Origin of the sequence: Mycobacterium sp. E342 (assembly GCF_001667665.1) — a bacterium.
Taxonomy (GTDB): Bacteria; Actinomycetota; Actinomycetes; order Mycobacteriales; family Mycobacteriaceae; genus Mycobacterium.
Genome location: NZ_LZJM01000065.1, coordinates 25,089 through 47,274 on the forward strand (window position 1 = coordinate 25,089; position 22,186 = coordinate 47,274).

22 protein-coding genes are annotated in these 22,186 nt (G+C 69.2%); 4 read left to right on the top strand and 18 right to left on the bottom strand.

Annotation, left to right across the window (positions count from 1 at the left end):
• The 16 genes from A5692_RS03070 to A5692_RS03145 form a co-directional block, all read right to left on the bottom strand.
• On the bottom strand, positions 1-273 hold the full coding sequence (locus tag A5692_RS03070; RefSeq protein WP_067921005.1) for a HypC/HybG/HupF family hydrogenase formation chaperone: 273 nt from the start codon (positions 271-273) through the stop codon (positions 1-3).
• Between the two features lie 11 nt (positions 274-284).
• A complete protein-coding gene (gene hypE, locus A5692_RS03075) occupies positions 285-1,397 on the bottom strand; it encodes a hydrogenase expression/formation protein HypE (protein WP_068051905.1) in 1,113 nt (370 codons plus the stop codon).
• Complete coding sequence (locus tag A5692_RS03080) at positions 1,394-2,074, bottom strand: SIS domain-containing protein (RefSeq protein WP_068051908.1); 681 nt, start codon at positions 2,072-2,074, stop codon at positions 1,394-1,396. The genes hypE and A5692_RS03080 overlap by 4 nt, the downstream gene beginning before the upstream one ends.
• On the bottom strand, positions 2,071-2,793 hold the full coding sequence (locus A5692_RS03085) for a HypC/HybG/HupF family hydrogenase formation chaperone (protein ID WP_068051911.1): 723 nt from the start codon (positions 2,791-2,793) through the stop codon (positions 2,071-2,073). Before A5692_RS03085 ends, A5692_RS03080 begins: the two co-directional genes overlap by 4 nt.
• Positions 2,790-5,159, bottom strand: a complete 2,370-nt coding sequence (hypF, locus tag A5692_RS03090) for a carbamoyltransferase HypF (protein ID WP_068051914.1) — start codon at positions 5,157-5,159, stop codon at positions 2,790-2,792. The genes A5692_RS03085 and hypF overlap by 4 nt, the downstream gene beginning before the upstream one ends.
• 1 nt (position 5,160) lies before the next feature.
• Positions 5,161-5,427 carry a HypC/HybG/HupF family hydrogenase formation chaperone gene (locus A5692_RS03095; RefSeq protein WP_068051917.1) on the bottom strand — a complete coding sequence of 89 codons (267 nt, stop codon included), beginning with the start codon at positions 5,425-5,427 and terminating at the stop codon, positions 5,161-5,163.
• Positions 5,418-5,927 carry a hydrogenase maturation protease gene (locus A5692_RS03100; protein WP_068051920.1) on the bottom strand — a complete coding sequence of 170 codons (510 nt, stop codon included), beginning with the start codon at positions 5,925-5,927 and terminating at the stop codon, positions 5,418-5,420. The genes A5692_RS03095 and A5692_RS03100 overlap by 10 nt, the downstream gene beginning before the upstream one ends.
• Positions 5,928-6,078: 151 nt before the next feature.
• The gene (locus tag A5692_RS03105) at positions 6,079-7,404 is read right to left on the bottom strand and encodes a hypothetical protein (RefSeq protein ID WP_068051923.1); all 1,326 of its coding nucleotides are present in this window, start codon (positions 7,402-7,404) and stop codon (positions 6,079-6,081) included.
• Positions 7,401-8,051 carry a DUF6084 family protein gene (locus A5692_RS03110; protein ID WP_068051926.1) on the bottom strand — a complete coding sequence of 217 codons (651 nt, stop codon included), beginning with the start codon at positions 8,049-8,051 and terminating at the stop codon, positions 7,401-7,403. Before A5692_RS03110 ends, A5692_RS03105 begins: the two co-directional genes overlap by 4 nt.
• The gene (locus A5692_RS03115) at positions 8,048-8,674 is read right to left on the bottom strand and encodes a DUF5947 family protein (protein WP_068051929.1); all 627 of its coding nucleotides are present in this window, start codon (positions 8,672-8,674) and stop codon (positions 8,048-8,050) included. The genes A5692_RS03110 and A5692_RS03115 overlap by 4 nt, the downstream gene beginning before the upstream one ends.
• The gene (locus tag A5692_RS03120) at positions 8,671-9,573 is read right to left on the bottom strand and encodes a NifU family protein (protein WP_068051931.1); all 903 of its coding nucleotides are present in this window, start codon (positions 9,571-9,573) and stop codon (positions 8,671-8,673) included. Before A5692_RS03120 ends, A5692_RS03115 begins: the two co-directional genes overlap by 4 nt.
• Before the next feature lie 4 nt (positions 9,574-9,577).
• Positions 9,578-11,377 (bottom strand): nickel-dependent hydrogenase large subunit, encoded by a 1,800-nt coding sequence (locus A5692_RS03125; protein WP_068051934.1) that lies wholly within the window; start codon positions 11,375-11,377, stop codon positions 9,578-9,580.
• 80 nt (positions 11,378-11,457) lie between these two features.
• On the bottom strand, positions 11,458-12,513 hold the full coding sequence (locus tag A5692_RS03130) for a hydrogenase expression protein HypE (RefSeq protein ID WP_068051937.1): 1,056 nt from the start codon (positions 12,511-12,513) through the stop codon (positions 11,458-11,460).
• 229 nt (positions 12,514-12,742) lie between these two features.
• A complete protein-coding gene (gene hypB / locus A5692_RS03135; RefSeq protein ID WP_068051940.1) occupies positions 12,743-13,513 on the bottom strand; it encodes a hydrogenase nickel incorporation protein HypB in 771 nt (256 codons plus the stop codon).
• Between the two features lie 28 nt (positions 13,514-13,541).
• The gene (locus A5692_RS03140; RefSeq protein ID WP_068051943.1) at positions 13,542-13,877 is read right to left on the bottom strand and encodes a hydrogenase maturation nickel metallochaperone HypA; all 336 of its coding nucleotides are present in this window, start codon (positions 13,875-13,877) and stop codon (positions 13,542-13,544) included.
• 72 nt (positions 13,878-13,949) lie between these two features.
• Positions 13,950-15,065 (bottom strand): HoxN/HupN/NixA family nickel/cobalt transporter, encoded by a 1,116-nt coding sequence (locus A5692_RS03145; protein WP_068051946.1) that lies wholly within the window; start codon positions 15,063-15,065, stop codon positions 13,950-13,952.
• A 166-nt stretch (positions 15,066-15,231) separates the two neighbouring features.
• Between A5692_RS03145 and A5692_RS03150 the strand changes: the two genes are divergently transcribed.
• Complete coding sequence (locus A5692_RS03150) at positions 15,232-15,696, top strand: Fur family transcriptional regulator (protein WP_068051990.1); 465 nt, start codon at positions 15,232-15,234, stop codon at positions 15,694-15,696.
• Between the two features lie 128 nt (positions 15,697-15,824).
• Here A5692_RS03150 and mtr read toward each other — a convergent pair whose 3' ends face one another.
• Both mtr and A5692_RS03160 read right to left on the bottom strand, forming a co-directional pair.
• Complete coding sequence (mtr, locus tag A5692_RS03155) at positions 15,825-17,204, bottom strand: mycothione reductase (RefSeq protein WP_068051949.1); 1,380 nt, start codon at positions 17,202-17,204, stop codon at positions 15,825-15,827.
• Between the two features lie 4 nt (positions 17,205-17,208).
• Complete coding sequence (locus A5692_RS03160; protein WP_068051995.1) at positions 17,209-18,240, bottom strand: alpha/beta hydrolase; 1,032 nt, start codon at positions 18,238-18,240, stop codon at positions 17,209-17,211.
• A gap of 123 nt (positions 18,241-18,363) precedes the next feature.
• On the opposite strand from A5692_RS03160, the gene mqo reads away from it, so the two are divergent.
• Genes mqo through A5692_RS03175 form a run of 3 tightly spaced genes read left to right on the top strand, consistent with a single transcriptional unit; the run spans position 18,364 to position 22,174 of the window.
• Positions 18,364-19,866 carry a malate dehydrogenase (quinone) gene (gene mqo / locus A5692_RS03165; protein ID WP_255396983.1) on the top strand — a complete coding sequence of 501 codons (1,503 nt, stop codon included), beginning with the start codon at positions 18,364-18,366 and terminating at the stop codon, positions 19,864-19,866.
• Entirely contained in the window at positions 19,863-20,342 is a 480-nt protein-coding gene (locus A5692_RS03170) for a GNAT family N-acetyltransferase (RefSeq protein WP_068051952.1), read from the top strand. Before mqo ends, A5692_RS03170 begins: the two co-directional genes overlap by 4 nt.
• Positions 20,339-22,174: a magnesium chelatase subunit D family protein gene (locus tag A5692_RS03175; protein WP_068051955.1), complete on the top strand. Its 1,836-nt coding sequence runs from the start codon at positions 20,339-20,341 to the stop codon at positions 22,172-22,174. Before A5692_RS03170 ends, A5692_RS03175 begins: the two co-directional genes overlap by 4 nt.
• Positions 22,175-22,186: the final 12 nt, after the last annotated feature.

Consider the following 22,186-nt stretch of genomic DNA (forward strand, 5'->3'; position numbering starts at 1 on the left):
CTAGATGATGGCCGACGAGTCGAAGGCTTGGATCTCGGTGTCGTAGGCGTCGCCGAGTTTCTTGACGGCGGCCAGGGTGAGCAGCGCCTCGGTCTCGTCGATCTTGGCCATGGCGAACCCGACGTGGACCAGGACCCAGTCATCCGGCTCGGGCATGTCGTCCTCGAGCAGCCGGACGCTGATGGTGCGCTGCACGCCGCTGACGTCGACCTTCGCCAAATAGTTGGCGGGATCGGTGATCTCGACGATCCGGCCCGGAATCCCAAGACACATGATCAGCTCCTTCAGCAAATCCTCGGCAGCGGGTCACCGACCAGCATGTCGACGATCCGCGTTCCGCCGAATCCTGTTCGCAGCACCACGCTTTCGGCCGGCTCGCGGACGATTTCCCCGACCTCGGCCGCATCGGCACCCAGCGGATGCGACCGCAGAGCGTCGAGCCCGGCCGCCGCCTCCTCCGGCGCGACGACGGCGACGAACTTGCCCTCGTTGGCGACGTAGAGCGGATCGATCCCGAGCAGCTCGCACGCGCCGTTCACCATGGGCGCCACCGGAAGCCGCTCTTCTTCGAGCAGCACCCCCAGGCCGCAGGCCTGGGCCAGTTCGTTGCAGACCGTGCCAACGCCGCCCCTCGTCGCGTCGCGCATCCAGCGGGTCGACGGCGCGGCCGCCATTAACAGCTCCACCAGCGGGCTGAGGCACGCGGTGTCGGAAGCGATGTCGGCCTCGATGGCCAGGTCGCCCCGCGCCAGCATCACCGCCATGCCGTGATCGCCCATCGACCCCGTCAGCAGCAGCTTGTCCCCGGGCCGCACCGACGCCGCGGACAACGCGCGTCCCGCGGGAATCACGCCGGCGCCGGCGGTGGTGACGAACACGCCGTCGGCGGCGCCCCTGGGCACCACCTTGGTGTCACCGGTGACGATCCGCACGCCCGCGTTGGCGGCGGCGGCCGCCATGTCGGCGACGATCTCCTTCAATTCGGCGATGGGGAAGCCCTCCTCGAGCACGAACGCCGCCGAGATCCACGACGGCACGGCGCCCGCCATCGCGAGGTCGTTGCAGGTGCCGTGCACGGCGAGCGCGCCGAGCGAGCCGCCGGGAAAGCGCCGGGGCTGCACCACGAATGAATCCGTCGACATCGCCAGTCGTTGGCCGCCGGGTAGCGGCAGGACCGCGCTGTCACCGAGCGATTCCAGCAGCGGGTTGCGAAACGCCTCCACGAAGACGGCGTCCACCAGCGCCGCCGAGGCCTTGCCACCGGCCCCGTGCGCCAGGGTCACGTGGTCGTCGAGCAGGCGCGGGCGGCGCCTGCGGAACGATTCGATCCGCTCGATCACCTCGCCCTCGGCGAATCGCGGCCCCGACGAAAGGTATTCACCCACCGGCTTGTTCATGCCGCCCCCAGACCCTGCTCGCCGCCCAGCTGTTGGTGCACGCTCAGCCACAACTGATAGCCCAGCAGTGCCTGCGATTCCTGTATCCGGTGCACGCTTTGCGACCGAACGACGAAGCAGGCGTCCACATTCGGGTTGTTCGCGAACGCGCCACCGTCATAGCCGGCGAATCCGATGGTGTACAGGCCGCGTTGGCGCGCCTCGGCCAGCGCGGCGAGCAGGTTGGGTGAGCCGCCGCTGGTCGACATGGCGATCGCGATGTCGCCGGCGGTGGCCCGGGCGATCAGCTGCCTGGCGAACACCAACTCGAATCCGACGTCGTTGCCCAGGGCGGTCAGGATGGCCTGGTCGGTGGTCAACGGCCACGCGGGCAACGGCTTGCCGACCGGCGGCCGGGCGAACAGCCTCGCCAGGGTGGTGGAATCCGTGCAGCTGCCGCCGTTTCCGAAGGTGAACATGCGTCCGCCCGCCGCGAAGCGGCGCGCCACTTCCGCGGCGGCCTGACCCAGCAGTGCGGCGTTGGCGTCCAGCGTGGAGCGCCGGAGCGCCAGGCTCTCGGCCGCCTTCGCCTGCGCGGACGCGGCCAGGTCGGCCAGCAGCGAGCCGGCATCGTCTTCCTGCGCATCGATGAACGGGTACAGGAAGTTGGTCGGTTCGTCGCCGTGTTCCGGGCTCATCGGGCGCCCTCCTCGTCTTCCAGTCTGCCGATCGCCATGCCCGCGTGCACCAGTATCAGGTCCCCTGCGACCACCGGGTCGATCAGCGTGGTCACCACGTTCTCGATGCCGCGCGCGGTGCGGACGGTGGCGTGCCCGTCGGCCGACGCCGTTACCGCCTCCCCCGGGCGTCCCTCGTCGCTGCAGGTGACGCAAACCGACTCGGAGCACTCGGGTTTGAGCAGGCCGGGGTGCTCGAAACACACGTGGGTCAGTTCCCACAGCAGGTGGTAGAACAGCACGAAACCGCCCGTCGCGGGCACGCGCGGGTCGGGGTCGTCCAGCCACAGCACGTGATCGGCCGTGCCCGGCGCGGGGCGTGCGCCGCTGCCGATCCAAATCGTGGTGGCGCCCCACGCGGGGGCGCGCCGCATCACCGAGCGGACCTGCGCGTCGTCCGCGCCGGACACCGCGACGACGATGTCACCCGGCCGCACGGACACCCGGACCAGATCCACCAGCTCGGGTCCGGTCAGCGCCACCGCGGGCAGTGCCCGTTTGCCCATGATCACCGGGTGGACGAACTCGACCGCGATGTGCAGCGCGTGCGGCTCCCACGAGGGCGCGATGGACCACATGGTGGCGCCGGCGGCGAAGCGCTTGGCGAGCGTGAACGCGGTGGCGGCGAGGTCCTCGGCCAATTCGGCGCCGAGGCCGCGATCGATGGCTGTGGTGGTCATGAGTCGGTCCCCCCCGGCGCGGTCAGCATGGAGATCGCGGCCTGACCCAGCGCCAGCCCGCCGTCGTTCGGCGGCACCGTTCGGTGGGTCAGCACCTCGAATCCCGCGAGCCGCAACCGCTGACGACATGCGTTCAGCAACAACACGTTCTGGAATACCCCGCCGGTGAGACCCGCCAGCCGGGTGGGCCCGGCCACCTGAGCGACCACCTTGGCGACGGCGTCCGCGACGGCCTCGTGGAACGCCGCGGCCAGCACCGCGGGCGGCGCGCCGGCATAGAGCGCCGACACCAGCGTCTGCACCATCGGGGCGGGGTCGATCACCCCGTCGGCGCGCACCATGAGCGGCAGCGACGGCCCGGCCTTGCCGCCGGCCGACTCCGCCAGCGCCTCCAGCTCGATGGCGGCCTGGCCTTCGTAGTCGATGCGGTGCCGCACGCCGAGCAGCGAGGCGACCGCGTCGAACAGGCGGCCCATGCTCGAACACGGCACGCAGCCCGTTCCCGTCTCCAATTGGGCACGGGTGACGCGCAATTCGTCGCGGGTCGCCGCCGCGACGGGAGTCAGGTCGGGGGTCCAGTCAATGCCGGCCGACCACAGCTGCGACAACGCCATCCGCCACGGGTTTCGGACCGCCGCGTCGCCGCCGGGCAGTGGCACCGCCAACAGGTGGCCGGCCCGGACGAATCGGTGGCTGTCGCTGCCGAGCAGGAGAATCTCACCGCCCCACACGCTCTGGTCACATCCGTAGCCGGTGCCGTCGAAGGAGACCCCGACGACCGGTTCGCCGATGCGTCCATGCTCGGCCAGCAGCGACACCACGTGCGCGTGATGGTGCTGAACCAGGTCCAGCGGCCGGCCGTCGGCGTGCCGCTCCGCCCAGCTTCGGGTGTGATACCCCGGATGCAGGTCGGCGGCCAATCGCACGGGCTCGCCGCGTATTTCGCTGAGCTGGCGCACCGCCCGCTCGAATGCGCGCAGCGTCTCCCAGGTGGACATGTCACCGATGTGCCCGGACAGGTAGGCGCGCGCGCCGTCGGTGAGGCAGAACGTGTTCTTCAATTCCCCGCCGACGGCCAGCACCGGCGGGCCCGTCACGTTCAGGTCTATCGGCAGCGGCGCGTACCCGCGTGACCGGCGGATCGGCAGCTCGGCGTCGTGCCCGCCGTCTTTGATGATGCGCACCACCGAGTCGTCACACGGGACGTGGATCGGGCGGTCGTGGTCCAGGACCGCGTCGCACAGCGCCGGAAGCCGTTGTGCGGCATCGTCATCGGTGAAGCAGATCGGCTCGTCGGACCGGTTGGCGCTGGTGAGCACCAGCGCGGCGGGGGGCTCGCCGGCCGCGCCGGGGACGGGCGCCAGCAGCAGGTGATGGATGGGGGAGTACGGCAGCATCAGGCCGAGCAGCGGGCTGCCGGGCGCAACGCCGTGGGCGACCGGCGCGCTGTCGTCACCGGGCCGGCGGCGCAGCAGCACGATCGGACGGGCGGGACTCCGCAGCGCCGCGGCCTCGGTGTCGTCGACGTAGGCGTAGCGGCGCGCCACCGTGAGGTCGCGGACCAGCATGGCGAACGGCTTGGCGCCGCGGGCCTTTCGGGTGCGCAACGCGCTGACCGCCGCGCCGTCGCTGACGCCGCAGGCCAGGTGGTAGCCGCCAACGCCCTTGATGGCGACCACCGCGCCCGCGGCGAGCGCGCGCTGGGTGGCCGCCAGCGCGGCGTCCGCCCCGTCGATCCGCCCGGCCGCCGAGGAGAACCACAGGGACGGCCCGCAGTCGGGGCAGGCGATCGGCTGCGCGTGGAAACGGCGATCCGCCGGGTCGTGGTATTCGGCGGCGCAGCGTTCGCACATGGCGAACCCCGACATGGTGGTGGCCGGGCGATCGTAGGGCAGTTCGCGGATGATGGTGAACCTCGGTCCGCAGTTGGTGCAGGTGACGAAGGGGTGGCGGTAGCGGCGGTCGCGCGGGTCGAAGAGCTCGGCGACGCAGTCGTCGCACAGCGCGATGTCGGGCGGGATCGGTGTCGTGGCGCCTGGGACCGCCCGGCTGTCCACGATCGAGAACCCGCGTCCGCAGCCCGCGTCCGCGGAAAGTTGGTCGACGCTGACGTGGCTGATCCGGGCCAGCGGCGGCGCGTCGGTGCGCAGACGCCGGCCGAATTCGGCCACGCGCCCGGGTTCGCCCTGCACCTCGAGGAAGACGGCGCCGGAGTCGTTGCCGACGAAGCCGGACAGGCCGAGCTCGGTCGCGATGCGGTGGACGAAGGGCCGGAAGCCAACCCCCTGCACAACACCGGTCACGGTGAAGCGCTGCCGAACCCGGGAAGCGGGATCATGCCGCAGCAGCAGGGGGGACTGGGTCATTTCAGCCGCCCTCCGGGAAGTCGGTCCCGTCGGCGCGGCCCCGCCCCATCAGCTCGAGGCCGGCCATCGCCTGCTCGGCGCCCGCACGGTCGGTCTTTTCGACGGCGAAGCCCATGTGGATGATGATCCAGTCGCCGGGATAAAACGTCTCTTCCGGCAGCATGCCGACGTTGACCCGGCGCTGCTCGCCGGTGACGTCGACCAACGCGAGTTGCCCTTCGAAGCCGTCCAGCATCCGGATCACTTGACCGGGGATCCCTAAACACATGGCTCAGCGGTCCCCTCGGTGGTGGCGACCGGGTGCGCGTGCAACGCCGCGACGATCTCCTCGACGGCCCGCGCGGCGCGGGGAACCGCCTTGGCCACGGGCTCGGTGAGGCCGATGCCCTCCTCCACGCTGCCCGCCTCGCATCCGACGACGACGGTGTAGGGCGGGGTGCCGCCCAGCGCCCGCAGGCTGGCGAACACCGCGGCCGGATCCATGCTGTGACCGTCGAAACCCGTTGCAGCCGAATCCGATTCATGGTCGGCCTGGAAGACGTGCAACGCGCCGGGGTTGCCGCGGTTGGGCACCGCGTCGATCAGCACCAGCGTGTCCCATTCGTCGAGCAGGTCGTAGGCCAGGTGCATGCCGCTGATGCCGTAGTCGGTGACGCGAACGCTGGGGTCGTCGCGGGGGATCTCCGCGTTGCGGATCACCTCCGATCCGAACCCGTCGTCGCCCAGGAAAATGTTGCCGATGCCCGCTACCAGGATGCGCGCTGTCATTTCCGCCGTCCGAGCAAGTTACATCCGCCTCAGCTTGAGGTAGCGGCGGGCATCGGGGATGGATACCACCCCCAGCGCCAATCCGATCACGAGCACCAACGCGATGATAGCGAGGAATATCCAGCCGAGGATTTCCATCTGAGAACTCCTTTCACGAGTTTGCGGGGCTGCGGTGAGCTTCCAGGGGCTCGATCTCGTCGGGGGAGAAGTAGAGGTAACGGCCGTACCAGTCGTGCAGGTCTGCGGCGGGGTCGTCGGCGACGACGACCGCGACGTGCGTGTTGCCCTCCACGTCGGAGTGCACCGAGGTGACGCGGGCGGTCTTGCCGGCGACGAAGATGTCCTGCGCGTCGGCGTTGCGTCGCGGCCGCAGCCGGACCCGGCTGCCGCGCGCCACCCGGGTCCCGTTCACCAGCACCGCGTCGATCTCCGGCCGAACGGCGTTGTCGGCCAGCGGATCCCACCAGTCGACCCCCTCGGGGATCTGCGGGACCAGACCCGAGATCGCGTGGGGATCGCGCAGCACGCCGTGCAGGCGCGCCATCGCCTCGGGGGACATGGCGTCACATTCGTCGATGATTCGCGCCGCTCGCGGATCCGTAGCCCGGGCCTGTGCCTTCTCCTCGTCGGTCATGGTCATCACCCGCAGGGTGAGGATCTCGTCGATCTCCGTGCAGTCGTACAGGGCGGTGTCGCTCTGTTCGGCGACCTCGGGGTGGTCGTAGAGGATGATCGGCGAGATCAGCAGCAGGTCCCGGGAGCCGGGTGGGCCGGCCAGCACCGGGAAGCAGCGATGCTGGGCGCACCGGGACACCGCGGCGGATGCCGACGGGGGCGGCTCGAGCAGCGAGACGAACTGGCCCTCCGCGAGTTCGGCGATGAGGTGTGTGCCGATCATGGACCGGGCGATCGCGTCGCCCTTGTCCGCCGCGGCGTCGCCGACGTTGCTGAGCCGCACCGACACCCGGCACAGGTCGCCATCCGCCTCGCCGGCGACCCTCAGCACGCCACGTACCTCCCGTCGTTGGCGCACCAGGCGACCGCCCTCGAGGATTTCGATGTCGGTGCCCGCATCCGCCGTCACCGACAGTGTCCACGGTCCGCCGTCCAGCGCGACAGGGCCGAAGGGCCTTTCGCATTCGACCGCCTCATCCCAGGTGAGCCACGACCCGCCCGCGCTCGTCAGCTGGTCGACGGGCAGGTATTCGCCGGGCGCGACCTCGCGTTCGGCCCGGCGGTGCTGCAGTTGCAGGAACCGCACCACCAGGTGCAGCTCACGCGCGCCCTGGACCAGGAACTGCGCCGCCAGGGTGGCGTCCTCGCCCAGGCCCGCGTCCGCGGCCCCGGGCGGTCCCAGAACGCCGAACTGCCAGCGGGATTGGTTCTTGCTCGACGTTCCGCGGTACGGGTAGAGCAGGTAGCCCTCGTAGAGCACCGCGTCGGCGACGGCGCGGGCCCGGTCCCGATCCGCGGTCACCGCGCCGTCTCCCGGTCCGCATCCAGCAGGGAGGTGATCGCGTGGTCGAGGTCGAGCAGCCCGTGCGCCGATTTGTAGGCCGCCAGCGCGGCGATCGTCTCGTGGTTCAGCCGCAGCCATCCGGCGTTCGGGTAGTGCTGGACGATCAGCTGCCGCCAGACCGCGACCGGCATGTGGTAGCGGTCTTCGCAGTCCCACGGGATCTGCTGGACGGAAAATCCGCGGTCGGACCGGGCGAAAATCGTTCCGCTGAACAGGAATTGGAGGGCCACGGCGCCGTCACGCAGGGCGTGCAGGTATTTGGCGGCGGTGACCTCGAAGTCGTAGGTGCACTCCAGCGGCAGCGCGACGGTCGTGTTGCCGGTGAAGCCCTGCACCATCGCGGTGCAGTGCTGCCAGAGGAAGGTGCGTTGGGTGCTCGCCCAGCGTTCGCGCGGCCCGAACAGGTCCGTCAGGCCGGCCGCCTCGTCGTCGGAGTAGGACCGCCGCAGCGGCTCGATGCGGACCTGGCAGCGCAAGGCGATGGCGTGCACCGGGTCCCCGCCGTCGGTGCCGCCGGTGGCCACGGCGACGCGCGCGGTCAGCACCGGCGTGACGGTGTACGGTTCGGGCGCCACGTCAAGGACCGAGAAGTCGATGTCCATCATGGCGGTGTCTTGACTGCGCGGGCCTCGAGGCGGGAGAAGAAGCCGTCGATGAACTCGCGGGCCTCCTGCCCCCCGTCGAATCCGCGCCACAGCAGGCGTAGCCGCCCGACGAATTCGTAGCAGGCGTCGATGGGGACGAGATAGCTCTGCGGCGAACCGGATTCGGGTACGCGCACCAGGAGCGCCTCCACGTCGTCCGCCAGCAGGCCCACCCGGGCGTCGGCGCCGCTGAGCGCGCCCCAGACGTCGAGGGCGAGCTCGGATTCGCACGCCCCGGCCGGTCCCGGGTAGAAGGCGACGGTGCGCCCCAGGGCGGAGTTGGTGAAGAAGAAGGCGACCCCCACCGGGATTTGCAGGGCCTCCCAGGCGCGCCGGTCCAGCGCGAAGTCGGGGAAGGACAGATACCGGTCGGGCACCGCGCGGTAGCGCAGTTCGGAACGGGAATCGGTGAACAGCAGGTAGCAGGCGCGGCACACGCACATCAGCTGTCGGTCGGCCACATTGACCACGTGCTGATGCTCGTCGGCGACCGATTCCGAGCACATCTCGCAGCGCTCACCGGCCGGTTCGGGGGCCGGCCGGTTGCTGCGGATGCGAGTTAGTACCTCGTACGGGGTCGTCATGCGGGGGCGCCCATCGGTTCGGCCAGCGCTACCGATGGCACACCATCGCGGAGCAGCAGGGGGAGTGGCTCGAGGTGAGTCCCGCCCGGGCCGGCGCCCGCGTGGACGACATCGAACTGCGTGCCGCACCGCGGGCAGCTCAGCAGCGCCTCGCGCAGTTGCGCACCCGCCAACGAGTCGTCACACACCGGACAGTGGTCACGGTAGGCCAGGGGCAGGTCGCCGATCCTGCACACCAACAGCGGGGTGTCCGACACCAGGAAACCTGCTACCTCGCCGGGCTCCAGCTCGGCCAGCTCGGGTACCGGGTACCAGGTCGAGCTGGTCGAATGGAGATGGGCCAGCAGCGATTCGGCGGGTATCACGGCCGGGCCGGGCGCGGATTCGGCGCTCATCACCTCGATCGAGGAGATCTCGGGGGCCGCGGCGCGCACCGCGTCCTCGACGGCCAACTCCAGCGTCACCGCCGACGATGGACAGCTCTTGCAGCTGCCCTTGAAAGCGAGGAGCACGCCAACACCGTCGGGCCTCTCCGTCACTTCGATCAGGTCCACGTCCCCGCCGTGCGAGCCCAGGTACGGCCGCACCCGGTCGAGCGCGTCGGACACCCGGCGGCGGACGTCGTGCGGGTGCAGGCCGTGGATCAAGAGCAGGCTGGCCACCAGGTCGTCGGTGGCCAGCCGCTCGGCCAGGCCGGGGCCTGGACCGTCCTGAGCCAACAGCATGATCCGTTGCAGCCCGGCCCCGTAGAGCCCGACCACCTCGCGGACCAGCTGCCGGGCGCGTTCCTGCGCGGCCGCGCCACCCGCCGCGCAGGAATCAAGCAGGGTCTGGATCCGATCGCCCGCTGTGCGCCATTGCGCGTCGTTGTCGTCAAGGGTTTCCGGGCGATCCACCATCTCCTCACTCCCCGACGGGTGACTGAGTTGGCGTGTGCAGTCTCTCCAGGGTCTTGCCCTTGCCCAGGTACATGTGTACGCCGCAGGGCAGGCACGGATCGAAGCTGCGCACCGTGCGCATGACGTCGATGCCCTTGAAGTTCTCCCGGCTGTTCTCCTCGAAGATCGGTTGACCCTGCACCGCGTCCTCATACGGCCCCGGCGTGCCGTAGCTGTCCCGTGGGTTGGCGTTCCACGGGGTGGGCGGGTACGGGTGGTAGTTGGCGATCTTGCCGTCCCGGATCACCAGGTGGTGGCTGAGCACGCCGCGCACCGCCTCGGTGAAGCCGCATCCGATGGCTTCGTCGGGCACCTCGAAGCGCTCCCACGTCTTGGTGCGGCCGGCACGGATTTCGGTCAACGCCTTCTCGGCGAAGTACAACGCGCATGCCGCCGCGTAGGCCTGGAAGTAGGTGCGCGCCCGGTCCCGCTCGATGGTGTTGCTGCCGTATTTGGGCACCTTCCACTCGAACTCGACCGGACCCTTGAGCGCGGTCTTGGGCAGGTTGATCTTGACGCTGTTGCCGGTCGCCTTCACATAGCCGATGTCGACCAGGCCGGCCAGCGCGGTCGACCACAACCGGGCCAGCGGGCCGCCGCCGGTGTCCAGCGCCAGGTGGTCCTTGCCGTCGAACCAGCGCGGCGACATCACCCAGCTGTACTTGCCGCCGTCCATGTCCCGCTTCTGCGGGTGCGGGTTGGTGTGCTGGTTCCACGGGTGGCGCCGGTCCACCGCGTTGCCCAGGGGATCGGTTTTGACGAACATCTCCTGCTCGGTCCAGTCGTCGTAATACGAACTGCCCAAGAGGATCCGGATGCCCAGATTGATGTCCACCAACGAGTGGGTGAGTAGTTTGCCGTCGACCACCACGCCCGGGGTCACGAACATGGCGTTGCCCCAGCGCTCCATGTCCTTGTATGCGAAGTTGCACACCTCGGGGTCCTGGAAGGAGCCCCAGCAGCCGAGCAGGGTGCGGCGCAGCCCGACGTTTTCGTATCCGGGCAGCGCCTCGTAGAAGAAGTCGAACAGGTCGTCGTGCATCGGCACGACCTTCTTCATGAACTCCACGTACCGCATCAGCCGGGTCATGTAGTCGGTCATCAGCTGAATCGTCGCGACGGTGCCGACCCCACCGGGGTACAGCGTGGACGGGTGCACGTGGCGCCCCTCCATGAGGCAGAACATCTCTCGCGTCCAGCGGCTGACGGCCAGCGCCTCGCGGTAGAACTCGCCGGTGAACGGGTTGAGCGACCGCATGATGTCGGCGATCGTCCGGTACCCGTGCGCACCGGCCTGAGGCGCGGGCGTCTTCTCCGCCAGCGAAAGCACACTCGGGTTGGTCTCGGACACCATCTTCTCGCAGAAGTCCACGCCGACCAGGTTCTCCTGGAAGATGTTGTGGTCGAACATGTATTCCGCGGCCTCACCGAGGTTGACGATCCACTCGCCGAGGTGCGGTGGCTTGACGCCGTACGCCATGTTCTGGGCGTAGCACGAGCAGGTGGCGTGGTTGTCGCCGCAGATACCGCAGATGCGGCTGGTGATGAAGTGGGCGTCGCGAGGATCCTTGCCCTTCATGAAGATCGAGTAGCCGCGGAAGATCGACGAGGTGCTGTGGCACTCGACGACTTCGCGGTTCTCGAAGTCGATCTTGGTGTAGATGCCCAAGCTGCCCACGATCCTCGTGATGGGGTCCCAGGCCATGTCGACCAGTTGGCCGGGTTCCCGCTTGGCGTGGGTGGGCTCCGGAATGATGGTTGTCATCGCGCTTCTTCTTCCCGCTGTGGGCTCTTGGGCCTGAGGGCTCAGATTGGAAAACGAAGCGCGCCCACCTGGTAGGTGACCTACCAGGTGCGGCGCGCTCCGGTGGTGAGTTGGTTACCGCTGTGGCGCCACCGCGGTTCCTTGTCGACGGTGCGCGCCGTGATGCCCCGCAGACTGCGAATCACAGTTCCGTACAGGCCCGACGCGGTCGTGGAGACCTTGCCGCCCGGCGGCTCGTCCATGAAAGGCATGAACTTGTCGGGGAATCCCGGCATCGTGCAGCCGATGCAGATCCCGCCCACGTTGGGACAACCGCCGACGCCGTTGATCCATCCCCGCTTGGGCACGTTGCATTTGACGACGGGGCCCCAACAGCCAAGCTTGACAATGCATTTCGGCGATCCGTATTCGGTCGCGAAATCGCCCTGCTCGTAGTATCCGGCCCGGTCGCAACCCTCGTGGACGGTGTTGCCGAACAACCACTTGGGGCGCAGCGCGTCGTCGAGCGGAATCATCGGCGCCTGACCCGTCGCCATGTAGAGCAGGTAGGTCAGCGTCTCCGACAGGTTGTCGGGATGGATGGGGCAACCGGGCACGCACACGATGGGAATGCCGGCCTTGCTCTTCCAGTCCCACCCCAGGTAGTCGGGCACCCCCATCGCCCCCGTCGGGTTACCCGCCATGGCGTGGATGCCGCCGTAGGTGGCGCAGGTCCCGACCGCCACGATCGCGGTGGCCTTGGGCGCCAGCCGGTCGAGCCACTCGCTGGTGGTCATCGGCTGGCCGGTGGCCGGGTCATTGCCGAACCCGCACCAGTAGCCCTCGTCCTTGATCTTTTCGTTGGGGATCGATCCCTCGACGACGAGGACGAAGGGTTCGAGCTCGCCGCGGTCGGCTTTGAAGAACCACGAGAGGAAGTCGTCCGCCCCTCCGGTGGGTCCGCACTCGAAATCGATGAGCGGCCAGTGCACGGCGACCTTCGGAAGCCCCGGTAACGCCCCGAGGGCAATCTCCTCAACAGTGGGTTGGGTGGCGGCAGTCAGCGCCACCGAATCGCCATCACAACTGAGCCCCGCATTAATCCAGAGAACATGGATCAACGTTTCTTCCGCTTTGACTGCTGCTTCTGTTGGCATGCTGCAGCTTTCCGGGGCCGGGCTGAGACCCCTGCACCACCGGAGTCGACCGTCGGCCCACTTGCGTGGCGCTATTTTTTGGGTCTACTCCTCACCGCCGGGCGTGTCAACGGTTCTGGGGGACCAAGTAGTTAGACAAGCGTTGCATGCTGTTTCGTGCCGTCGGGCCGGGAATTCGGTGGGGCGTGGCGGCCCACGGCGTCATGCAAAACCGTTGCAAGAAGGACCGTTAGGCCGACGGCTCCCCGGCGAAGCGTCGCAGCCAGCCGAACCACGCGGCCATCCCGGCCCCGGTGCGCGCGCTGAGCGGCAGGATGGTCGCCGTCGCGTTGACCATGCGCACGTGGTCGATGTAGGTGTCGACGTCGGCATCGAGGTAGGGGACCAGGTCAATCTTGTTGAGCAGCACCACATCCACCGACCGGAACATGACCGGGTACTTCAGCGGCTTGTCCTCGCCCTCGGTCACGGAGTACACCATGGCCTTGGCGTGCTCGCCGACGTCGAACTCCGCCGGGCAGACCAGGTTGCCGACGTTCTCGATGATCACCAGGTCCAGCGCGGCAAGATCCAGGCCAGGCAACGCGCGGTTCACCATCGGCGCGTCCAGATGGCACTCGCCGCCAAAACCGTTGCTGGTGTTGAGCAGTGACACCTGGGCGCCGCGGCCGCTGAGCTTGGCCGCGTCCAGGTCGGTGGCGATGTCGCCTTCGATCACGCCGATGGCAAGCTCGCCGGCGAGCTCGTCGAGGGTCGCCTGCAGGACGGTCGTCTTGCCCGATCCCGGCGAGCTCATCAGGTTCAGCGTGCGCACCCCGTTGCTCTCGAACGCGGCCCGGTTGGCGTCGGCGAGCAGGTCGTTCTCCGCGAAGATCGCCTCCAGCACGTCGACGCGCTGCTTGCCGGTCCGGTACCGGCCGTGATCGCCGTGCCGGTGGTCGGGATCGTCGTGCTCGTGAGTGTGCACGGTTCCGTCGTCGTGCCGATGAAATCTCCCCATGGTCAAACCCGTTCGCAGCGTTCACTTTTCACGATACAACCAGCGACGTCACCAAGAATTCGTTGCCACGCAGGACCTCGACGTCGGAGCTGTCGCACTCCGGACACCAGATCGACCAGGCCGACGTGATCTCCGATTGGCGGCCGCATGCGCGGCAGCGCACCTCGGCGTCGACGCACTCGAGTTCCAGCTCGGCCTCCGGCATGTCCTCGGCGTCTCGCACCAGCGTCCAGCAGAACGACAGCGATTCGGGCACCACCTGGCGCAGTGCGCCGATCCGCACACGCACCACGTCGACGTGCCGACCGTCGGCATGCGTCTTGGCCACACCGGCGATCGCTTCACACAGCGACAGCTCGTGCACCGGCGATCACCGGCGTCCAGCGAGGGTCATGAGCACTGTTCTACACCCGGACGGCCCGGCTGCGCAGCGGTGTCAGGAGGACGTCCACTTCTGCTCGAGGCGGCCGTAACGCCAGACCAGCAGCGCCACCGCCCAGGTGATGACGAACGTGCCCACGACGAAGTAGCCGACGACGTTGAGGTCCAGCCCGCCGATCCAGTTCCAGAACGGCCCCCGCCAGCCGAACTGCTCTTCCAAAAGGGTGAGGAGTTCGACGCTGCCGATCAACAGCGCGACCACCACCGACAAGGCGGTGATGGTGATGTTGTAGTAGATCTTGCGCACAGGGTTGGAAAAGGCCCAGCCGTAGGCGAAGTTCATGAACGAGCCGTCGATGGTGTCCAGCAGGCACATGCCGGCGGTGAACAACACGGGCAGGCACAGGATGGCGTACCAGGGCAACCCGGCGGCCGCGCTGGTGCCCGCCAGAACAAGCAGCGCGATCTCGGTGGCGGTGTCGAAGCCGAGCCCGAACAGCAGCCCGACGGGGTAGGAGTGCCATGACCGGGTGATCGACTTGGTGAAGCGGCCGAGGATCCGGTTCATCAGGCCCCGGTTGTCCAACTGCCGTTCGAGCTCCGCGCCGTCGGTATCCGGGTCGTAGTCGCCGCGGCGCAGCCGGGCGAACACCCTCAGGATGCCGACGAGCACGACGACGTTGAGCAGGGCGATCGCATACAGGAACGCGCCGGAGACGCCGGTGCCGATCAGCCCCGTGTAGTGATGCAGGTTCGAGGAGTCGTCCCGGACCGGTCCGACGATGGTCTTGACCCCCGACGCCAGCAGGATCGCCAGCCCGAAGACCACCGTGGAATGGCCCAGCGAGAAGAAGAATCCGACGGCCAGAGGGCGCTGCCCGTCGTTCATCAGTTTGCGGGTGGTGTTGTCGATGGCCGCGATGTGGTCGGCGTCGAACGCGTGCCGCATGCCCAGGGTGTAGGCCGTCAGCCCGATGCCGACACCAAATGCCTTGCCGCCGAAGCTGAATTGTGCGGGCGCAACCAAAACCACCAGGGTGAACCAGCCGACCACGTGGAGCCCGACGATGAGCGTCAGCATGGTGGCGAGCCGCCACCACTCCGCCGGGGTCAGGGCGCTGCGAAGCCGGGTCGTCCATGACGGGCGCCGGTCGAGCTCGGTACTGGTCACCGGGGTCCTTCCAGCATCGGGAGGGAGCAACCGGCACGACTGTATGTGTCGGTGCGCGCCACGGTCAACCACATGCAAGTGGGTCGCAGGAATCACCGTGGCCGGCGGACGGGCCGAATTCGGCGGAAGACTGGCGTACCCGGGGCGGCGGCGCGACACTGAACGGGTGACGCCTCAGCCGTCAGCACTGGATCCCTCCGTCACCGCCCGGATCGGCGACCTGCTGCGCGCCAGGGGGCTGCGGCGGATGTCGTCGCGGATCCAGGTGCTGGCCGTGCTCGAGCCGGTGGATGGGCATCTGCCGGTGGCGGAGATCCACAAGCGGGTGCAGGCCTGCCTGCCGCACGGCGCGCACGCGCCGGACGTGGCCACCATCTACCGCACGGTGACCACCCTGGTGGGGCAGGGGGTGTTGCACGCGCTGACCCTCGACGGCGGCGTCACCACCTACGGGATGGCCACCGCGCCGCACCACCACGCCGTGTGCACCGAATGCGGCTCGATCATCGAAGTGCCCGCCGGGCAGCTCAGTTCGGCGCTGGAACATGCGATGGCGGGCAGTTCGTTCGCGCTGTCCGAAGCCGCGGGCCTGACGCTGCACGGCCTGTGCCCCCGGTGCCAGCGGCGCTGACGTCGCTTGCGATCGCCACTAGTCCGATGGTGGCGACCCGCCGCGCCCGGCTACGCCGCGCTTGCGATCGCCACTAGTCCGATGGTGGCGACCCGCCGCGCCCGGCTACGCCGCGCTTGCGATCGCCACTAGTACAGATCCAGCAGCGCGTTCTCGACCACCTCCGGCAGCGCCGGATGAATCCAGTACTGGCCGCGGGCCATCTCCGGGGCGGTCAGCCCGAAGCTCATGGCCTGGATCAGCGGCTGGATGATCGACGACGCCTGCGGGCCCATGATGTGCGCGCCCAGCAGGCGGCCGGTGTCCCGATCGGCGATGAGCTTGACTATCCCGGTGGTGTCCTCCATCGCCCACCCGTAGGCCACATCGCCGTAGTCGTGTATCGCGACCGAGATATCGAATCCCTTTGCGATGGCCTGGTTTTCGGTCAGGCCGACGGTGGCCACCTGGGGATCGGTGAACACCGCCGACGGCACGTAGCGGTGATCGGTCATCACCATCGACCCGGTGTCGTCCCAGTCGCAATGCAGGTTGTGTTGCACGACGCGGGCCTCATGGTTGGCGACGTGCTTGAGCTGGTACGGCGAGGAGACGTCGCCGAGGGCGAAGACGCCACGCGCCGAGGTCCGCTGGTATTCGTCGACCAGCACCCGGCCGTCCTCGACATCGACGCCCGCCTGTTCGGCGTCGAGCAGGTCGGCGTTGGACACCCGGCCGGTGGCGACCAGCAGCAGGTCGGCGTTCAGCGTGGACCCGTCGTCGAGCCGCAGCGAGACGCCCGAGCCGTTTTCCGTGCCCCCCACGACGTTGCGGTGGGTGCGCAGCTCCCATTTGGCCGCGGCCATGCGGGTGAAGCGTTTGCACAGGGTGTCGTCGCAGTGCCGCAGCATGGTGCCACCACGGATCACCAGCGTCACGTGCACGCCCAGGGCGGAGAAGACGTGGGCGAATTCGGCGGCGACGAAGCCACTTCCGACGATCACGAGGTGCTCGGGCAGCTCGGGGATCCGCATGATCGTGTCGCTGGTGTGATAGGCGACGCCGCATTCGGCGATCGCGGGTGGAATCACCGGGCGCGACCCGGCCGCAATCACCACCTGCTCGGCGGTGAATTCGTCGCCGGCATCGGTGCGCAACAGGTAGCGGCCGTCGGGCTGAACCGGTCCGAACCGGGTGTGCTGGCTGTACAAGTCGACGTTGGGTGCTGCGCGGCGGTAGTCCTCCCCGCTCATCGAGATCGGATCGATCCGGCCGAAGATGCGCGAGACGATGTCGTCCCAGCGCACCCGGTCGACATTTGCGTCGATCCCGTAGCGCGCGGCGTCGCGGATCGTGGTGGCGACCTCGGCGGCGTAGACGAACATCTTGGTCGGGATGCACCCGACGTTCAGGCAGGTGCCGCCGAACGTGCCATGCTCGCACAGCGCCGCGCGCCTGGCCAGGAAACGATCGTCGAGAAGCATGTTGCCCGAACCGGTTCCGATGATCGCGATGTCGTACGTCTCCACCCCGTCAGCCCTTCCTCGATGAGGGCGAGGCGTCGGTGCGGTCGGCGTCGAGGTAGTCGTCGAGCCAGAGGTCCAGCTGACGATAGGCCGCCTGCCGAGGCTGCGGCAGCGACAGGAAGACGTCGTGTTTGGCGTCGCCGATGGGAACGATGGTGCTGTGATTCCCGATGCAGCCGGCCCGCCTGGCGATCTGGGTGACGTCGAGCACCGCGTCGCCGCGCTGCATGGACGCCGCGTCGCTGGTCTCTCGCACGGTGTGATCCGAGCGCAGGATCAGGTTGGGCACCCCGACGTCGAGCCCGCGGTGCAACCGGGCGTGGCCGCGGCGGATGGCGTTGAGCCAGCCGAGCGTGATGGGGAAGCCGCCCACTGGTTTCCACTGCAGGTCATAGTCGAACTCGCCGTGGTAGTCGCGGTGCAGGGTGGTGCCGTAACCGCCCTCGGTGGGTGTGCGGACCACCCCCTTGGAGCGCACCCGCGACAGGCCGGCGATCAGCGCCGAGGTGACCGGCAGGCGCAGGACCGCCGGGCCGTGCAGGTCCAAAAACGGGCTGTTGAGCACCAACCCCCCGATGGTTGCGTGGGCCGCGGCATCGCGCCTGCGAAGCCGGTCCAGCCACAACGACACGATGAGCCCACCGGAGGAATGGCCATACACCAGGACCCGCGGGGACCGGTCCTGCTGCCGGATGACCGCCAGCGCGTGTTCGAGTTCGGCGTCATAGTCGTCGAGGTTGGTGATGAAGTGCGGCGTCTGCCCGTCGCGGCGCGACCGGCCGCATTTCTGTAGGTCCAGCGCGTAGAAGGCGAAGCCACGATCGGCGAAGTGATCGGCCAGCGCCGTGTTGAAGAAGTAATCGGTGTAGCCGTGCACGGCCAGGACCGCGTGGCCCGGGCGGGCGTTGCCCGGCCGGCCGGCCGGCTCGCCGCGCCGGATCAGCGTCGCGACGATCTCCCCTTCGCCGATCGGGTCGGGCCCGAGGGCGATGGTGCGCCGCCAATAGCCGGGCAGGACATCGGGTTCCCAGCCAGTCACCCCGCCGCTCACCAGGCCAGCTTAGAGGTTTTGCTGGCCACCGGGGGGCGCATGCCGTTCGTGCCGGGTTTACCTCGGGATAGCCTGAGTGTCGGCGCAGTCGAGGAAAGGACCAAGGAGCAGGTGTCGTCGCTAGCCAGAACCGCACGGACGGACGTTGTGCTGGTGGGCGCGGGCATCATGAGCGCCACGCTGGGTGCGTTGCTGCGCAGGCTGCAGCCCGACTGGTCGATGACCGTCGTCGAGCGGCTGGACGCCGTCGCCGCGGAGAGCAGCAGCCCCTGGAACAATGCCGGCACGGGGCATTCCGCGCTGTGCGAGCTCAACTACACCCCCCAGAACGCCGACGGCTCGATCGACATCACCAAGGCGGTGCGCATCAACGAGCAGTTCCAGGTGACCCGCCAATTCTGGGCGTACGCCGTCGAGAACGGGATGCTGACCGACACCGGCTTCCTCAACCCGCTTCCCCACGTGAGCTTCGTCCGCGGCGCGCGGCGCGTCGAGTTTCTGCGCCGACGGCAGCGCGCCCTGGCGACCAACCCGCTGTTCGCCGGCACGGAATTCATCGACGACCCGCACGAGTTCGCCCGCCGGCTGCCGTTCATGGCCGCCAAGCGCGACTTCTCCGAGCCGACCGCCCTCAACTGGGCCCCGCACGGCACCGACGTCGACTTCGGTGCGCTGGCCCGCCAACTCGTCGGTTTCTGCGTGCAGGGCGGCGCGACCGCGCTGTTCGGCCACGAGGTCCGCGATCTGGCCCGCCAGTCCGACGGCACCTGGACGCTGCTGCTGCGCAATCGGCGCACCGGCGAAAAGCACCGGCTGAACGCCAAATTCGTCTTCGTCGGGGCCGGCGGCGACGCCCTGCCGTTGCTGCAGAAGTCCCGCATCAAAGAGGTCAGGGGCTTGGCCGGATTCCCCATCGGCGGTCGGTTCCTGCGCACCGACAACCCGCAGCTCGTCGCCGCCCACCGCGCCAAGGTGTACGGGGTGCCGGCACCGGGGGCCCCGCCGCTCGGCGCGCTGCACCTGGACCTCCGGTTCGTCAACGGCAAGCCGTGGCTGGTGTTCGGGCCGTACGCCGGCTGGTCGCCGAAGTTCTTGAAGCACGGCCGCCTGTCCGACCTGCCCCGCTCGGTCAAACCCGACAACGCGGTGTCCGTGCTCGGGGTGGGCCTCACCCAGCTGAGGCTGGTCAACTACCTGATCGGCCAGCTGCGGCTGTCCGAACCGGACCGCATCCACGCGTTGCGCGAATTCGCGCCCAGCGCGGTCGATTCCGACTGGGGGCTGACCGTGGCCGGTCAGCGCGTGCAGGTGATTCGGCGCGACAGGCGCAAGGGTGGCGTGCTGGACTTCAGCACCACCGTGCTGGCCGCCGCCGACGGCAGCATCGCCGGGCTGCTGGGAGGCTCCCCGGGAGCGTCGACGGCCGTGTCGGCCATGCTCGAGGTGCTACAGCGGTGCTTCGCCGACCGCTACCGCTCCTGGCTGCCCGCGCTCAAAGAGATGGTGCCGTCGCTGGGCGTCGAGCTGTCCCGCGAGCCGGAGCTGTACGACGAGGTGTGGTCCTGGAGCACCGAGGTGCTGGGATTGAGGTCCGATTCGGGGGTTCGGTCATGAGTGAAGCTTTGCGTCGGTCCTGGGCCAAAGACCTTGGCGCGCGGACCCTTTACGAGCTGCTCAAGTTGCGGGTGGAGGTATTCGTGGTGGAACAGGCCTGCCCGTACCCGGAGCTCGACGGGCGTGACCTGCTCGCCGAGACTCGGCACTTCTGGCTCGAGACGCCCGAGGGTGAGGTGATCTGCACGTTGCGGTTGATGGAGGAGCACGCCGGCGGCCGAAAGACGTTCCGGATCGGCCGGCTGTGCACCAAACGCAGTGCCCGCGGGCAGGGTCACACCACCCGGCTGCTGCGCGCCGCCCTGGCCGAGGTCGGCGACTACCCGTGCCGGATCGACGCGCAGACCTACCTGGCCGACATGTACGCCCAGCATGGCTTCGTGCGCGCCGGTGAGGATTTCGTCGACGACGGCATCCCGCACGTGCCGATGCTCAAGCCCGCACGCCCGGGCTCCGGCCTGACGGAGCTACCGTGAGGCCGTATCCGTTCAGCGCGATCGTCGGGCACGACCAGCTGCGCCTGGCGCTGCTCTTGTGTGCGGTCCGACCGGAGATCGGCGGCGCGTTGATCCGGGGCGAAAAGGGCACGGCCAAGTCGACGGCCGTGCGCGGTCTGGCGGCGCTGCTGTCCGCCGCCAACGGCAGCGAGGGGACCGGCCTCGTCGAAATGCCGCTCGGCGCAACCGAAGACCGGGTGATCGGCTCGCTTGACCTGCAGCGGGTGCTGCGCGACGGCGAGCATGCCTTCTCGCCGGGGCTGCTGGCCCGCGCCCACGGTGGGGTGCTCTACGTCGACGAGGTCAACCTGCTGCACGACCATCTGGTGGACGTGCTGCTGGACGCCGCCGCGATGGGCCGGGTGCACATCGAACGCGACGGGATCTCCCATTCGCACGAGGCCCGGTTCGTGCTGATCGGCACCATGAATCCCGAAGAGGGCGAACTGCGCCCGCAACTGCTGGACCGGTTCGGTCTCACCGTCGACGTGCACGCGTCGCGCGATGTCGACGTGCGGGTGGAGGTGGTCCGCCAGCGCATGGCCTACGAGGCGGACCCGGACGCATTCGCCGAGCGCTACGCCGACGCCGAGGCCGAGCTGGCTCGCCGGATCGCCGACGCGCGGGCGCTCGTCGGTCAGGTCGTGTTGCCGGACAATGAATTACGACGCATCGCAGCGGTGTGCGCGGCTTTCGACGTCGACGGGATGCGGGCCGACCTGGTGGTGGCCCGCACCGCCGCTGCGCACGCCGCCTGGCGGGGGGCCACGTCCGTCGAGGAGCAAGACGTCCGGGTGGCCGCGGAGCTGGCGTTGCCGCACCGGCGCCGCCGCGACCCGTTCGACGACCCGGGCATCGACCGCGACCAGCTGGACGAGGCGCTGGCGCAGGGCGGCGACGGCGAGCCCGACCCCGAACCCGACCCCGAACCGCCCGGCGGGAACGGCCACTCCGCCGATGTGAGCGCGCCGCAAGCCAACTCGCCGGCACCGGCGAACCCGAGGCCCAGCGCGCCGCCGTCGAAAACCTTCCGCACCAAGGCGCTGACGGTGCCCGGCGTCGGCGCGGGCGCGCCCGGGCGGCGCTCGCGGGCCCGCAACGCCGCGGGCAGCGTCGTCGCGGCCGCCGACGGCAATGACACCGGCTCGGGCGCGCACGGGCTGCACCTGTTCGCCACCCTGCTGTCGGCCGCCGAGCGCGCCGCGGCCGGACCGTTGCGGCCGGCGCCCGAGGACGTGCGGCGGGCGATTCGCGAAGGGCGCGAAGGCAACCTGGTGATCTTCGTCGTGGACGCGTCGGGCTCGATGGCGGCGCGCGACAGGATGGCCGCGGTGAGCGGCGCGGCGCTGTCGCTGCTGCGCGACGCCTACCAGCGCCGCGACAAGGTGGCCGTGATCACGTTCCGCCAGCAGGAGGCGCGGCTGTTGCTGCCGCCGACGTCGTCGGCGCACATCGCCGGCCGGCGACTGGCCCGATTCGACACCGGCGGCAAGACCCCGCTCGCGGAGGGCCTGCTGGCCGCGCGGCAACTGATCGTCCGGGAGAAGGCCCGCGACCGGGCCCGGCGTGCCCTGGTGGTGGTGCTCACCGACGGCCGGGCCACCGCCGGGCCGGATCCGTTGGGCCGCAGCCGGGCCGCGGCCGCCAGCCTGGCGGCCGAGGGCGCCGCCGCGGTGGTGGTGGACTGCGAAACGTCTTATGTGCGGCTGGGTCTGGCCGGGCAACTGGCCCGCCAGCTCGGCGCGCCGGTCGTGCGCTTGGAGCAGTTGCACGCGGACTCCCTGACGCGCGCCGTGCGCAACGCCGCCTGAGAAAGGTAATCG